This is a genomic window from Globicatella sanguinis (assembly GCF_002847845.2).
GTDB lineage: Bacteria > Bacillota > Bacilli > Lactobacillales > Aerococcaceae > Globicatella > Globicatella sanguinis.
The window spans coordinates 1,910,377-1,924,617 of sequence record NZ_CP126962.1 but is presented as its reverse complement, the minus strand read 5'-3'; the positions used below and the strand labels follow the sequence as shown (position 1 = coordinate 1,924,617).

The 14,241-nt window shown below is 34.4% G+C and carries 15 protein-coding genes; 2 read left to right on the top strand and 13 right to left on the bottom strand.

Going from position 1 to position 14,241, the window contains the following annotated elements:
- Position 1: 1 nt before the first annotated feature.
- The 7 genes from CYJ72_RS08630 to CYJ72_RS08600 all read right to left on the bottom strand — a co-directional run bounded on the left by CYJ72_RS08630 (position 2) and on the right by CYJ72_RS08600 (position 4,404).
- Positions 2 to 268, bottom strand: coding sequence for a co-chaperone GroES (locus CYJ72_RS08630; RefSeq protein ID WP_066126124.1), 267 nt, complete (start codon positions 266 to 268; stop codon positions 2 to 4).
- Positions 269 to 385: 117 nt separating this feature from the next.
- On the bottom strand, positions 386 to 679 hold the full coding sequence (locus tag CYJ72_RS08625) for a DUF5960 family protein (protein ID WP_066126122.1): 294 nt from the start codon (positions 677 to 679) through the stop codon (positions 386 to 388).
- Positions 680 to 1,469: 790 nt separating this feature from the next.
- Positions 1,470 to 1,631, bottom strand: coding sequence for a hypothetical protein (locus CYJ72_RS08620; RefSeq protein ID WP_157064790.1), 162 nt, complete (start codon positions 1,629 to 1,631; stop codon positions 1,470 to 1,472).
- Positions 1,632 to 1,702: 71 nt separating this feature from the next.
- A complete protein-coding gene (locus CYJ72_RS08615; protein ID WP_078756633.1) occupies positions 1,703 to 2,077 on the bottom strand; it encodes an ArsR/SmtB family transcription factor in 375 nt (124 codons plus the stop codon).
- Between the two features lie 112 nt (positions 2,078 to 2,189).
- A complete protein-coding gene (locus tag CYJ72_RS08610) occupies positions 2,190 to 3,332 on the bottom strand; it encodes a hypothetical protein (RefSeq protein ID WP_066126120.1) in 1,143 nt (380 codons plus the stop codon).
- The gene (locus CYJ72_RS08605) at positions 3,325 to 3,693 is read right to left on the bottom strand and encodes an arsenate reductase family protein (protein ID WP_066126118.1); all 369 of its coding nucleotides are present in this window, start codon (positions 3,691 to 3,693) and stop codon (positions 3,325 to 3,327) included. Before CYJ72_RS08605 ends, CYJ72_RS08610 begins: the two co-directional genes overlap by 8 nt.
- A gap of 9 nt (positions 3,694 to 3,702) precedes the next feature.
- On the bottom strand, positions 3,703 to 4,404 hold the full coding sequence (locus CYJ72_RS08600) for a hypothetical protein (protein WP_066126116.1): 702 nt from the start codon (positions 4,402 to 4,404) through the stop codon (positions 3,703 to 3,705).
- A 268-nt stretch (positions 4,405 to 4,672) separates the two neighbouring features.
- Here CYJ72_RS08600 and CYJ72_RS08595 point away from each other — a divergent pair, with 268 nt between their 5' ends.
- Positions 4,673 to 5,374, top strand: a complete 702-nt coding sequence (locus CYJ72_RS08595; RefSeq protein WP_284629346.1) for a glucosamine-6-phosphate deaminase — start codon at positions 4,673 to 4,675, stop codon at positions 5,372 to 5,374.
- A 279-nt stretch (positions 5,375 to 5,653) separates the two neighbouring features.
- On the opposite strand, the gene CYJ72_RS08590 is transcribed toward CYJ72_RS08595, so the two are convergent.
- A complete protein-coding gene (locus CYJ72_RS08590; protein ID WP_066126113.1) occupies positions 5,654 to 6,832 on the bottom strand; it encodes an iron-containing alcohol dehydrogenase in 1,179 nt (392 codons plus the stop codon).
- Between the two features lie 170 nt (positions 6,833 to 7,002).
- On the opposite strand from CYJ72_RS08590, the gene CYJ72_RS08585 reads away from it, so the two are divergent.
- The gene (locus CYJ72_RS08585; protein ID WP_180764771.1) at positions 7,003 to 7,809 is read left to right on the top strand and encodes a helix-turn-helix domain-containing protein; all 807 of its coding nucleotides are present in this window, start codon (positions 7,003 to 7,005) and stop codon (positions 7,807 to 7,809) included.
- Positions 7,810 to 7,931: 122 nt separating this feature from the next.
- Here CYJ72_RS08585 and CYJ72_RS08580 read toward each other — a convergent pair whose 3' ends face one another.
- From CYJ72_RS08580 to CYJ72_RS08560, 5 genes are all read right to left on the bottom strand, one after another.
- Positions 7,932 to 8,108 (bottom strand): hypothetical protein, encoded by a 177-nt coding sequence (locus tag CYJ72_RS08580; protein ID WP_157064789.1) that lies wholly within the window; start codon positions 8,106 to 8,108, stop codon positions 7,932 to 7,934.
- A 4-nt stretch (positions 8,109 to 8,112) separates the two neighbouring features.
- A complete protein-coding gene (locus tag CYJ72_RS08575) occupies positions 8,113 to 9,321 on the bottom strand; it encodes a hypothetical protein (protein WP_066126109.1) in 1,209 nt (402 codons plus the stop codon).
- Positions 9,322 to 10,080: 759 nt separating this feature from the next.
- The gene (locus CYJ72_RS08570; RefSeq protein WP_101813223.1) at positions 10,081 to 11,073 is read right to left on the bottom strand and encodes a hypothetical protein; all 993 of its coding nucleotides are present in this window, start codon (positions 11,071 to 11,073) and stop codon (positions 10,081 to 10,083) included.
- A gap of 19 nt (positions 11,074 to 11,092) precedes the next feature.
- Positions 11,093 to 12,559 carry a DUF1538 domain-containing protein gene (locus tag CYJ72_RS08565; protein ID WP_101813222.1) on the bottom strand — a complete coding sequence of 489 codons (1,467 nt, stop codon included), beginning with the start codon at positions 12,557 to 12,559 and terminating at the stop codon, positions 11,093 to 11,095.
- 235 nt (positions 12,560 to 12,794) lie between these two features.
- Positions 12,795 to 14,075, bottom strand: coding sequence for a serine hydrolase (locus CYJ72_RS08560; RefSeq protein WP_066125933.1), 1,281 nt, complete (start codon positions 14,073 to 14,075; stop codon positions 12,795 to 12,797).
- Positions 14,076 to 14,241: the final 166 nt, after the last annotated feature.

Sequence of the window (14,241 nt, the reverse complement as noted above, 5' to 3'; positions counted from 1 at the left end):
CCTATCCTAAAATTGCTAATACTTCTTCTAAATCAATGACTAAGTAGTCAGTACCTTCATGAGTAATGGTTGTTCCTGAAAACTCATTGAATAAAACAACATCGCCTGTTTTCACGATATCTTCTTCGGTTACTAATTGACCTAAAGCAATTACTTCACCTTGAGTTGGTTTTTCTTTTGCAGCACTTGCTAATACTAACCCACCTGTTGAAACTTTTTCATTTGATTCTAGTCTGATTAATACACGTTTTCCTAAGGGTTTTAACATGATTGTATTCCTCCACTATTTGATATTTTTAGCACTCTATCACCTTAAGTGCTAATACAGTTATAATAATAGGTCATTTTTGGTCAAAAAGCAAGTAGTTTGACTAGATTATTCAAATTAATTTGACTTGGGTAACTGTTGTTGGACGTTCACGAATTGAAACCAGGCATTCCCTGCATTATCGTAAATTTGCTTAAAATGAAAATTATAAGTCTGGTTATCAATCGTCTCGGGCGGTGCGATCTGGATTACCTTTTGAGAACTTTTTTTAAGTTGTTGAATCATTTTCGCCTCTATACTCCACGCAGGATAGACCGCCTTAGCAATTTGATAATATGCTTTTTCAAAGCGTAAAAAAGAATCATCTTCTGGATAAAAATTATGATTAGGATTAAGCAACTGATTATCCATCACTCGATCACCTCTGTTAGCTTATAAACTATCATATCCTCATAGAGTTTTCAAGTAACTCTAGTTGCTAATACTCCATCAGATGAACTATTAATATATTTTAACTTAAATTCTGGATGATTTAATATTTTTTCTAAAACTGAAATGGGATAATTTTAATCAGCTTTTTTCTTCAACCAGTCATTTCATAATGTTTACTCATTTAAGCTTCTTATTTCAAACAAAAAAGCCGTTCTACTGTACGGCCAAGACAGAGATAGTTGGATAACCTCCTTTCAGTTTTCAGACGGTTTCAAGGCGCTATCCTCCTTCCATGTTATTAAGTAGTTTATAGTCTTACTTAGGACTTAGTTATTGAATGGACATCACCGCGATAATGGATGGTTTGCCAAATAATGATAAATCCTTTATTGATTGAATTGAGGCTATAAAAAAACGACTACGATTAGTATTCACTTGGGGAACATCCTTCACATTCTATAAAGCCATAACAGCTTTTAAGGTAAATATGAATACTTTACTGCACCTCTCATTCATAGGTATTCTTAGTCGTTTTAATTATTAATATTTCAATTGATATCTTTACATTCATTATACTGCTCTTAATTCAAGATTCAATCAATTTACTTGTTCTATATATAACTTTTACAATCTTTTTTCTCAACTAGAGACTACATCACTCAGATGAACTAATGATTTCACTGCTTTAACAGCCGTCTTGATAATTAAACATAAAAACCAAAGCAAAGAGTATTGCGTTAAGCGCTGCTACTCTGCTTCGGCAAAAAAATTATTCGAATAATCCTTTTAAAAGCTCTTGAAATTCTTCTTCTGTCGCTACAATATGTTGGTTACTATCTTCACCATTTAAAACGCCATCAATATTTAAATCGTCTAGGTTTTCAGATAGATTATCCCAATTTACTACTTTTTCTTTATCCGGCTCTTTCATTTTACACCCTCCATCATAAATATTTTTTATGATTTTATTATACCGTAAAATCGCCTACAATTAAATATAAATTATTTAGCAGCTTTCATTTTAGGACATTGCACACGTAATAAATCGACTGTTTCAAATAGACTGGTTACATAATCCGTATCTAACATATAGATAACATGTTTGCCTTCTTTTACCGATTTAATAATGCCGTTATTTTTTAAGGTAATTAAATGATGTGATGTGGTCGCTACAGAAGCATCGATAAATTGAGCTATTTCATTTACACATAATTGAGGGTAGTGAGATAAAATTTCGACAATCTTAACTCGGTTTAAATCCCCTAATATTTTAAAAATAGTTGCTTTATGTTCTAGGGTTGCTTCGTCAACAAAGTTCGATAATTTCTTTTTCTCACGTTCAATTTCTACATCAGCCATACAGATGTACTCTTTCATATTATGCCTCCTCTTTTCCAAAATTATATCATCAAATAGATAAAATTGCTATTTGATACATTATAAAGGCTTTAATAGAGTTATCAATTCCTCTTTATTTTAATCGTTTTAACTATTCCTCACCGGTGGTGGTTTCTTCTGCAGTGTCTGTTTCTGCGGTTGCCTCAGATTGCGTATTTTCTTCATCGTTGGAACTTGTTGTTTCCGCGGTTGCAACTGAAACTAGCCCATCAGCAAAAATGTCAATACCTGTTTTCTTGATAAATTCCTGACTTGAAATTATCTTTTCAGCATCAGGTTGTTTAATCGTTGCTTTTTCTAAACCAATACGATATTCAATAACATGATGTGCATCATCGGTTGCCAAACTCATGGCTATTTCACCTAGTTTCATTGAGAAACTGATTGTGCCAAGATAACCTTTTTGCAATTCTTCTGTTAAACGATTCGTTTCGTCTGTACCATCTGCTAGTGTTTGCGCCAATTCAACCAGTTGCTGTGACTCTTTTTGATCGATATTAAAGACATACACTGTTCCTTCTTGCTCTGTTTGATGAACTTCTGCACGATTCGTGTTCTTTTCAACATATTGAGTGATTAATTCTAACATCCAATGATCAACTGAATTCAAGTGTTGTAAAAGTGCATGATTACTTTCATTAGCCGCTGGATGCTCAATATAAGTACCTAAAATATCATCGATATGTTCTTGTGCGTAGACATAATAAGCTTCGACTGAACTATCTTTATAATGTTCATAGTCATTATTTAAGCGTTCCGCGGCTAATTTTGCTAAATCTTCTGCTAAATAAAAAGATGTTTTAACATTATTTTGTTCGTCAGTTTGAATCAGAACATTAGTGCCGCCATCATTACCTTTTTGGTTTAAAATATAGTAAAGTTGATTATCCTTCAAAGCCGATAAACTATCAAGCGTAAAGTCCACACCGTTTTCACTTTCCATTAAATTAAGCATGGAAGACTTATTCTCCGGAGATTTTTTCAGCGCCTCAAGTAGCGCTTTTGGTTCTTTAAAGTCATATTGACTCTCACCATTTTTTTCCACAATAGAAGTGTTATTTCCGGTAGCATCTGACTCTTCAGTTGCTGGTGTAGTTGATGTTTCAGCGGGTGATACGGTTGTTTCTGGTTGGAGTGTTGTTTCTGGTTGGCTACTTTCTTCTGCTTGCATTATTGGCAAAGAAAAATTTGTCAGCAATAAAAACAAACTAAATATTGTTAATTTTTTATGCATGATTTGCCCCTTCCTCCAAATATTTTTTGACTTCATTTCCTACAAACAGACGATTATTATCTGTAATTAAAATCGGGCGTTTAATTAACATTCCATCAGATGCTAGTGTTTGGATTTTTTCTTCGACTGTAAAATTTTTCCAATCATTCTTTAATTGGCGTTCTCGATAAACTTGCCCGTGGGTATTGACTAATTTATCGATATTTTCCTTATTAATAGAAGACAACCAACCACGAATTTGATCCGCAGTTGGTCGATCCGTTCTGACATCTTGATATTGATACGTAATATCCGCTTGTCTTAACAATTTTTCGATTTGACGGCAAGTACTGCACGTTTTAAGTCCTATTAAATAATACATTTTTTCTCCTTAATAATTACTCAAAATTTCAGCAATCGTAACAACCAAAGGCATTACATCCAGATTTAACCATTCTGTTTTGCCTGTTGTCACGGTTAACAAAGCGTAGCTCCAAAATGTAACCTCAGGATATGTTTCAATAGTTGATTGAAGATGTTTTTTTAAGAATAATTTAGTAAGCGAATGCGCTTGGCTTTCTTTAAATAATGGTCGCTGACTATTTGATAGTTTTCCTTGATTACGAGCATTATTGGCAGTTGTTTGATTTCTAGTAATAATACGTGTAATAAAAGAAGTCGTCTCAGTTTGATTAGGCGCAGTTCCTTGATTAACACTCGTCGTAGTAGAGGACTCCGCCGGTGCCGTTGATTGATTAGTACTATCCGTTGCTTCGACGGAAGGTTCCGTTATTTCAGTTGATGGTTCGGTCTCTAACGGCTCTGTGGTTTCTGGAGTGGTTGTGTCATCGTCAAATGAACCTGGTGCCCCTGGTGTCACTTCACCACTCTCTTCAATAATTTCTTCATATACTTTGGTCGTTGTGGTTTCTACGATACTGGTTTCCGTATAACTTTGAGTATTTTGATTAGTAGAGTAACTGTTCTCTTGTGCAGCGACCATTGTATTTGAAGTTAAATGAACGCTTGCAAATAATGTTATTAATCCTATCGAAAATGTTGTCTTCACGTAATGTTGCTTGGTCTTTAACAATATTGTCGCCACCTTTCATCAGTTAATCCTCTTCATTATTATATTATCATAATATAAATTGAAAAATCTAATTGTTACCATTTTGTAGTAAAATATTAATCAAATTTTCGTTTTGGAATCGTATTGTTATGAACCCCAATCTCAAATTCAGTTCCCTAAGTATCTCCTATTGCTTGTTATCGCTTAAAAAGTCATTTTTATGTTTGAATCCCCCTGTTGTCAATGCTATAATAATATTGTTGAAAAACATTTCACAAGGAGGAGAATTATGGAATTTTTGACTTTTAAGACAATGGCAGAAGGTTCACAAAAAGCTTTTGAAATTATCAAAGAAGCTAAGGAAAATGGTGCTAACACTTTTGGTTTAGCAACAGGCAGTACACCTGAAAAGTTGTATGAATTAATCGTAGCATCAGATTTAGATTTCACCGATTCAATTTCTATTAATTTAGATGAATATTATGGTTTAAGCGGAGAGCACCCTCAAAGCTATCGTTATTTTATGCAACAACACTTATTTAATCACAAGCCATTTAAAGAGACTTATGTACCAGATGGCTTAAATACTGACGCAGAGGCAGAAGTTGCTCGTTATGAAGCGATTATTGATGAAAATCCAATCGATGTACAAATTTTGGGTATTGGTGAAAATGGTCATATTGGTTTCAATGAACCTGGTACTTCCTTTGATGCAAAAACTGCATTAGTTGATTTAACCGACTCAACCATCCAAGCAAACAAACGTTATTTCGAATCTGAAGCAGATGTTCCTCGTCAAGCTTACAGTATGGGAATTGCTTCAATTATGAAATCCAAAAAAATTATCTTAATGGCTTTCGGTAAAAACAAAGCCAATGCCATTAAACAATTAATGGCCGGTGAAGTAACAACCGATTGCCCTGCAACAGTTTTAATTAACCATCCCGATGTAACAGTCATCGTAGATGAAGACGCTGCATCACTAATCTAATCTTTATTATAAATCAACGCCTCATACTTCGGTATAGGGCTTTAGTTTGATTTCGACAACCTTTATTCGAAATCACTCACCCATTTTAAAATCAACCGCAAAATCAACAAGGTTCAATGATAGGCTGAACAGTTTGATGTTCGATGTTCGATACCGATAAATCCAGACTCGTCCTGTTGAAACTGCTTTTTGCCTATTTTTTCTAAATATCAATTTATAAAAAGACTGAAAAAATCTGTCCATAATGAACAGATTTTTGTCAGTCTTTTCTCATTCAATTTAATGTTGGTAGGTAACACCCGAAGTCATACAATCTTTTAAGATGGTTACGACCTCTTCTTTAGTTAATGGGACATAGCTATTCGTTAAACGTGGTTCAACCCGTTCAGCCATTTCTTCAAAGTACTCTTCATCGATTTCAACTTCTGGTAAAGTCATCGGTAGGCCAGCGTCGACAAAAAATTGATATGTTTTTTCAATCGCTTCTTTAGCCATCGCAAATTGATCAGCTTGATAGGGAATTTCCCAAACATTATGAGCATACATTGCAAAACGCTCTACTGTTTCTTCATTTAAAATATACGACATCCAGCGTGGTGTTAAAATGGCTAATCCGACAGCATGAGTGATATCATAATAGGCTGATAACATATGTTCTATCGGATGACATGTCCATGGTCCTGGTCGGCCGATTGAAGTAATACCATTAAGGGCCATCGTAGAAGACCACATTAAATTAGCACGCGCTTCATAATTATCCGGTTGCTCTAATGCAATGGGTAGATAATGGATACACGCTTTTAATATCCCTTCAGCTAAGCGATCTTGAACAAACACACCTTCTTCTCGATTGAAGTAAATTTCAAATGTATGACTCATAATATCTGCTGTCCCGGCAGCTGTCTGATTTTTAGGCACAGTGAAAGTATACATCGGATCACATATTGAGGCATATGGATATAAAACATAAGCGCCTGTACCTTTTTTCTCTTTTGTTTCAAAGTTGGTAATAACCCCACCTGTATTCATCTCTGTTCCAGTAGCAGATAAAGTCAAAATATCGATTAAAGGTAAAGCATCTTTAATTTTACTTGAATCTGCAACTAAATCCCACGCATCGCCATCATATTTTGAGGCAGCAGCAATGACTTTGGAACAATCAATCGTTGAACCTCCACCTACTGCTAAAATCACATCAATATGATGCTCTTTACATAATTTTGCCCCTTCGCGCACTGATTCTATTCGCGGATTGGGATCAATCCCGCCTAATTCATAAATCTCACAATCGGCTAGTAATTCTTTTACACGATCATATAGACCATTGCGTTTAATACTGCCCCCACCGTATGTTAATAACACACGCTTGCCAAAACGATGAATTAACTCCGGTAAACGTTCAATTTGATTTTTTCCAAAATAAACCTTAGTTGGTATATCATAGACGAAATTCTGCATAATGACACCCCTTATATTTGATGCTTTTATTATAACAAAGTTCATCTTGATACAAAAAGAAATCTATTTTATTTTTGTATTTTTCTATATATTACGAGGTCAACTTATGTTTATTTTTCTATTTTATTTTGTATAATAGAAATATAAGAATAGAAATGGGGGCTGAATGTATGTATATTTCCAATATAAATTCTTCTTCAATTAAAATCAGTCGAATTGAACATTATTTGTTACAAACTAAGGATAGTAAAGTATTACAGACAGAAGATAATTTGATGTTGATTTATGTCAAAAAAGGCCAAACTCATTTTGGAATTGATGACAAAGATTATCGTTGTCAAGAAAATGATATCTTAATTTTAAATCCGCAACAAAAAATATCGTTTGAAGCAGATAAAAATTCAGAAATCATCACAATTTTATTAACCGGTTTTGTCTTTACCTCTTCTGTCAATCTTGATTCTGTAGATGGTCACTTTTTAGTGCATAACCGCGGACGTACTTTACGTCATTATTTCGATTTATTATTACTGGAAAATGAATCAAAAAGTCGAGGCACTGACCAAATTATCAAACGTCTAGTAGAATGTATCATGATTTATGTGTTGCGCCATTCGGATATTTCAATTAAAGATAATGGTAAATTAGCAAAATCAAAAGACGTACAAGAAGTCCAAAATTATATCCGTGATCATTATTCGGAAAAAGTGACGCTAGAACAATTGGCAGAAGTGTCAGATATTAACAAATTCTACTTAATCCGTATCTTTAAACAAAATACCGGACTTTCGCCAATTGATTATTTGATTCATGTGCGTATCGAAGAAGCCGAAAAACTTTTAATTCATACCGACGAGCAAATAGCGGATATTTCAGCTAAAGTTGGCTTTAATTCACCGTCACATTTTACTAAAGCATTTAGAATGATTAATCATATTACGCCATCACAATTTAGAAAAAAACATCGTCATCCATAATTAAAAAACTCTTTGAATGATATCTCATTAAACTTAATAACTGTTTTCGCTTCATAAGCTCAGTTGTTTAATCGATTCATTCAAAGAGTCTTTAATTTGATTATACTATTATTTTCTAACAATTAATACTGATAGGCCTGCCTTGAAAATAACACCGCCAATGATGCTTCGCGTCGGCTATTTAAAATAACTAATAATTTGATTCTTGCTTTAACGCCGCTTAATCCTTGTGCAAAGACAATTCCCATATGTTTTAATTGCTTGCCATCACCTTGATAATCGCATACATCTGATGGCATTGTATTATATTCTTTCTTTTTTATTAATGACTACTAATAACAATCCCAGTACCAGTAGCGGTACCACTATCATCATAATAGGTCGTGATTTTTCACCCGTCAAAGGTAATTTACGACGATTATTATCTGGATTAGGAACAATAGCTTGTAAGTCCTCAACAGTTGTTTGTCTAGTTATAACTGTATTTTCAGTACTGATTTGCGATTGAGTCACCTCAGTAGTTTCATTGGATGTTTCCATCTCAGGAATCTTCGTTTGTTCATCAACGCTAGGTGTTGGTGCCTCTTGACTCATCTCAGTGACAGTATCGCTTTGCATATTCTCAACCTCTACAGTAGTAGTTGTTGCCATTGGTGCATTATCGGTTATGGTATTTTCTTCAACAGTCTTTTCTCTATCCAAAGCAGTTTTAAGCTTATTTGTTAACCGTCGATTGTTTTCTTTCTCTTTTGGTGCTTCTGTTTTGGGAACGATATTTAAATGTAAATTATAAGGTGAGTCCGTTAATGTAAAAGCACCTAAATAAATTGTATTACTCTCATCTAAAACAGCTCCGCTAACCCCTACTTTATAAGGCATGGTTGCCCAATATTCTTGATTGTTCAACGAAATTGTTAGGATTTCAGCCGTCATATCACTGGGTTGATTAACAACCCACCCTCTAATATCGGGTTGTTCAATTGTAACGGTCTCTATTACTGGGTCACTTGCATCACTAATAATCATTCCCGAATTGGTAACAACCCCTTCGTGAAAGACAGCTGAATAACCTATGACATCATCATAAATAAAAGTCAAGGTTTGATTCACTAATCTAAGTGACGCAACGGGTAAAGCATATTGACCATCACCAAGATCTATGTAGAGATGACTTGAAGATTTCAATATTGCTTGTAATTTTTCTAAATCACTTTGAAGAAAAATCGCATCATCTTTTTGGTAAACTACTTCGTCGGCAGTATTTTTAATAATGATTTGATAAAACTGATCCGCTACTAGGTAATCAGCGACTTGTGCTCCACCTAGCTCTTCCGGTGCCTCAACCGTCGTACTGACGGTGGTCGACTCTTCAGTTGTAACCGTCGTTTCTCTATTAGTTGTTTCGGTACTAGTTTCATAGTTTATCGTGGTTATTTCATTTGCTTTTACTGATATGTTCGGAAGACACATTACTTGGAAAAGGCAAATTAATCCAATGACTAATTTTTTCATAATTTTATCCTCCTAAAGTTACTACATTTATTATAACATATTTGACATATTTTAAACAATAAAGAAATAATCGCAATAATTCGTCATACTTTTTTCCTAGTACTATCTTCTTCAACTAATGCAACTGACCAATAAACAGAGACTGATAACAGCCGATAAGAATGGTTCCGTATCAAATATAAACGTTAAAAAGTCCATCTACTTAAGAGAGGACAATCATAATTTTGAGTCTAGTCTTGATACCTTATGTTCCGTCTTTGCGGAGTAGATTCAATGTCAGCTTAGATTGTAGATGTGTACAGAAGCTATTATTAGGTGCAAAAACCAGCATTTTGTGAGTCTTTTAGTAACGATTGAACTCTATTTCAAGCCTACCACATTAATTATATCACTGCTTCTCAAACGCTACCCAACGCATTAACCTGTCTTTCCAATAAAATATACCAATGGGAGTGGACCAGAAGTAGAAAATCGAATGATTTTCACTTCGTTGGCCTACCCCCGCAAAGTTGAGTTGGCCTCAAACAAGTCATTAAGATGCAGTTTGAGGCCACTCAACCACTGCGCTATTAATTAATGAACAATAATCTTAACTAAATTCATCAAGTTTATGCCCAGCCTCTTACTGCTTGAAACACAAAAACTACAGCCAAATTTTCAGCTGTAGCTTTGTCATTTTATGTATTATTTAGGAGTGATTCTCACTATTATTTCTTCAAGTTGAGGGGACTCAACAGAGAAAACTTCCGTGTTAATCGCTTAATCCTCCTGATACAAACCATAAACCCCATGTACCGGAATAGTTAAATAAACACCTTTATGCGCTTCATTCATTTTCGGTGACGATAAAATATCATGATAAGCTGCTTCAATCTTTTTCGTGGTATCGATAGTAAAGAGAATTTTCTTTTGTGGATTCACTGTAATATTAAAAATCTTCTCCATCATTTCTGGTGAAACCGATCCATGGCCTTTCAAGCTAGTTCCACCATTCATACGATGTTTTTTCATAATCTTAATATACTCTTCTTCTAATTCTTCACTGACAATCGATATTAGAATTTCTTTCTCAGAATCCGTCTTCATCGGTGTTAATAATCGATTTCGTGAAAAGTTATGGATATCAATACTCAACACGGACATTCCTTTTGTTTGAGTACAATGATAGGAATTTTCCATCACCATGAAAACATCTGGCACCTGATCACTTTCAACCACACTTAAAATAACATCTTTTTGTGGCGCAAATACTAATCCCATCATTTGTTGACGTTCAAGGACACTCTCACCTTTTCCAGTAAAAATTGTTGCTCCTGCAGTTGAAACTTGATTAATTTTTTGCACTATCTCTGTGGCACGACCGTGTTTAAAACTTAATACCATTAATTGATAATCCGCTTCTGTTTCATTCCAATCATTATTTTCCAACAAGAAATCACGACTTAATTGGAAACCAGTTTTTAAAACAAAAACAATTCCATGATTTGGTAAATCCATTTTAAAAGTGTTTACCAAGGACTTTAAGGCTGGAATTAACACACTTTCTCTTTCAAAAATCATTACAAAATCACGACGGTCATGACGAATAGATAATAAATTTAATAATGGTGAGCCAATTAGTCCCGTTGCAGGACTAATAACACCTCCATTTAATCCTAGTTTTATCGCTTCATTGACAAAGCGGACACCTTCATTGTGATTCAGAACCGCTATTGCTAATAAAACAGGATCTTCTTTAATCGTTTTAGTCATATATACATTACTCCTCAAATTATTCCTGTTGGTTTTGTTCAATCTTAAGATAAACCCAACCTAATATTTCTATAAATAAAATAGGCACCATGGCCACTACCGCAATCATACCGAAACCATCAATAATGGGATCAGAGACCGGACTAGCAATGGCGATTCCTTGAACATATGCAAAGATAAAGGTACCGGTCATTGGACCACTGGCTACTCCACCGGAATCAAACCCCATCCCCACAAATAATTTTGGCACTTTATGTGACAGCAATATAATAAGTATAAACCCTGGTAATAAAATATGCCATAATCTCATAGAAGGATTTAAAATTCTCAAAACAGTTAAAGCAATCGCAACGCCTACTCCTGACGAAATAAGCACTAGTACTAAATTCTTTGAAATAGAGCCCCCGGTTTCATCTTCGATTTGGTTAATTAAAACATAAATGGCTGGTTCTGCTAATATCGCCATCACACCCAATATAAAGCCAATTAACACTAGAACCCACTGTGCTTGCGATTGATACAAAGCTCCGCCTAAATATTGACTTATAGGCATAAATCCTGCCGAAACACCCGTTAAAAATAGTACGAGACCAAACATTAAATAACCTAATCCAACCATAATATCTTTAAATGTTTGAGGTGTTTGCTTTTCAATAAAATAGTGGTAAATAAGAAAAATAACTAATAAAGGAATAACTCCGACTACAATTTGACCAACACTTGATTTTAAGGATTCCCATACAATTAGGGCAATCGATTGGTCTAATGGTTCTTGTTCAATAAACTGGCCTGCTAAAGATTGTCTCGAAAACAAACCTAAAATCAACATTGCTAAAATCGGTCCAATGGAAGCAATCCCAACTAAACCAAAACTCATATCATCTTGTTCAATTTCTTCATTTGATAATGAAGAAATACCAGCACTTAATGCCAGTACGAAAGGAACCGTTAGCGCACCTGTCGTCGCTCCTGATGAGTCAAAGGCAAAAGTCACCATTGCTTCATCCACAAAAATAGCAAGAACAAAAATAAGTACATAAAAAATCGTCACTATTTTTGAAATATTCCAAGCAAAAACAATTCTAAGCATCCCTAAAGCCAGAAAAAACGCCACACCTAAAGATACGACAACGACGACTAACATCTGACTTAAACTTTGATTGGACATTGTCGCTATTTGATCCCCTAATATTGTCAGAGAAGGTTCAGCAATCGAGACAATAAATCCAATCAAAATTCCACCTGCAACTAATAATTTGATATTTCCTGTTTTAGTTAAACCATGTCCTAAAATATGTCCCATTCTGGAAATACTAATATCAACACCAAGTAAAAATATGGCTAATCCGAACAGCACTAATACGACACCAATAGCAAATAGTGTAAATTGTTTTTGCGTTAATGGGGTTAAAAACAAATGAATAATAACAACTAAAATTGCGATGGGGATTACTGCCATCATAACCTCTTTTAACTTCTGAAGCATTCACATTCCTCCTTTATTAATAAAATTTACTAATAATATTATACCACCAATTTTATTCTATTCAAACAAACGGAAATATGCTTAAATACACCCTGTTACAGATAATAGACTTTAGTTGAGACTAAAAGCTTACATATTTATAACAGCATTTATTGAATCAAATGTACTGCACCTTCATCGGTGTCTATCGTGATGATGCTATACAAATCCCATTCGCGATATATTCTACTCGGTGCTATTCAATTTCAATGAATTGTTCGCTTACGACTTTTCCTAGTTTATTCATCACTTTCAATTGTTGTTCTTTTTGGCCGTCTTGTGATAAGAAAACTAAGATGAAGGCACCATTTGGCGTCTCAATAATGGCCGCATCATTTTGCACACCATAGTCTTCAAAATTTCCTGTTTTTCCATAATAAGTAACGTCACTCGGCAGATTTTGTGCAAGCATTTGTCGATCTGTTTGCTGCTTTAAAATAGCTAACATTTCTTTTGAAGCTGACTTTGATACTAATTTTTCTTGATAAATATCTGCTAATATTCGACCAACATCTTCTACGGTCACATAATTATCTTCCCCGGCTTTTAATGACTCAAGGTCGACCATCAATCGCTTTAATTGGACATCAGAATATCCCAGTTCCACAATTATGCTTTGAACTTTCTCTATACCACCGATTAAATTAATCAGAATATTAGTTGCGGTATTATCACTAACCGTCATCATTTTCTCAGCTAAGGTTAGTAAGGTTAATTCCGTACCATCTTGCATATTTTGAATATCTCCCGTTCCCGAGACCTTATCTTCTGCTTTTAAGGCATATTGTTCTGTTAAATCCATTTCCCCTTTTTCTACTTGCTCAAATAGCGCCGCAAGGACAAAAAGTTTAATGATACTAGCTGATCGCATTGGTTGATTATTTAAGATTAAAGGTTGTGAACTAGTCTTGTGATCAAGCGCTTGGTAATAGAGACTATATTCTCCGTCTAATGAATAAATTAATGGATTAAAAATACCTTCTACTTTAATATTCGGTAACCATTGTTGTTTATTTTTGTTTTCGACAATTTTAGATTTTTCTTCATGCGAGTCCCTAATAGTTGTTTGCGCTGATGTCGTTGTTACAATTGATTCTTCCGATTGAGTAGCTTCTTCCATAGAATGCGTAACCTTCTCTTCTGATCCTGTTAATGCTTCAGACTGGTGACTTTCAACTTGAGACTGAGAATTTTCTGTTTTTTCTGGTTCACTTTCACTCAAGGATGACAAGTTGTCAGACTTTAAGGAGACATAATTAGTTTCTTCTGTATTGCTCGATTTATTAACCACTGATTCACTGATAGAAGTTTGATTCTCTGAAAATAATTGCTTTATAGGATTTTTCCCACTTGAATTCACTACTTGCATCGCCACTAATAGTACCGCAAGGATCAATCCTGTCCCTAATAGAGGACTAAACGACATTCGTAAATGTAACTTTTTTCGATTATGTTCTGATTTTTTATTCTGTTTCATTTTTCAATCCTCCTTGTAATACTATTATAAGTGAATTAAGAAATGGTATTCAATTAGAAACCATTATCTTCACACTATTTTCTTTCACTCATTTTTTATCAGTTGATCGAACAGATTAAATAAGCACGATAGACTGTTAAAAATATAATGCCAAACGTGTTGCCCT

Bases quoted from the DNA above. Each gene is read 5' to 3' on its own strand.
- CYJ72_RS08630 (WP_066126124.1), bottom strand. From the start codon at position 268: ATGTTAAAACCCTTAGGAAAACGTGTATTAATCAGACTAGAATCAAAT.
- CYJ72_RS08625 (WP_066126122.1), bottom strand. From the start codon at position 679: ATGGATAATCAGTTGCTTAATCCTAATCATAATTTTTATCCAGAAGAT.
- CYJ72_RS08620 (WP_157064790.1), bottom strand. From the start codon at position 1,631: ATGAAAGAGCCGGATAAAGAAAAAGTAGTAAATTGGGATAATCTATCT.
- CYJ72_RS08615 (WP_078756633.1), bottom strand. From the start codon at position 2,077: ATGAAAGAGTACATCTGTATGGCTGATGTAGAAATTGAACGTGAGAAA.
- CYJ72_RS08610 (WP_066126120.1), bottom strand. From the start codon at position 3,332: ATGCATAAAAAATTAACAATATTTAGTTTGTTTTTATTGCTGACAAAT.
- CYJ72_RS08605 (WP_066126118.1), bottom strand. From the start codon at position 3,693: ATGTATTATTTAATAGGACTTAAAACGTGCAGTACTTGCCGTCAAATC.
- CYJ72_RS08595 (WP_284629346.1), top strand. From the start codon at position 4,673: ATGGAATTTTTGACTTTTAAGACAATGGCAGAAGGTTCACAAAAAGCT.
- CYJ72_RS08590 (WP_066126113.1), bottom strand. From the start codon at position 6,832: ATGCAGAATTTCGTCTATGATATACCAACTAAGGTTTATTTTGGAAAA.
- CYJ72_RS08585 (WP_180764771.1), top strand. From the start codon at position 7,003: ATGTATATTTCCAATATAAATTCTTCTTCAATTAAAATCAGTCGAATT.
- CYJ72_RS08580 (WP_157064789.1), bottom strand. From the start codon at position 8,108: ATGCCATCAGATGTATGCGATTATCAAGGTGATGGCAAGCAATTAAAA.
- CYJ72_RS08575 (WP_066126109.1), bottom strand. From the start codon at position 9,321: ATGAAAAAATTAGTCATTGGATTAATTTGCCTTTTCCAAGTAATGTGT.
- CYJ72_RS08570 (WP_101813223.1), bottom strand. From the start codon at position 11,073: ATGACTAAAACGATTAAAGAAGATCCTGTTTTATTAGCAATAGCGGTT.
- CYJ72_RS08565 (WP_101813222.1), bottom strand. From the start codon at position 12,559: ATGCTTCAGAAGTTAAAAGAGGTTATGATGGCAGTAATCCCCATCGCA.
- CYJ72_RS08560 (WP_066125933.1), bottom strand. From the start codon at position 14,075: ATGAAACAGAATAAAAAATCAGAACATAATCGAAAAAAGTTACATTTA.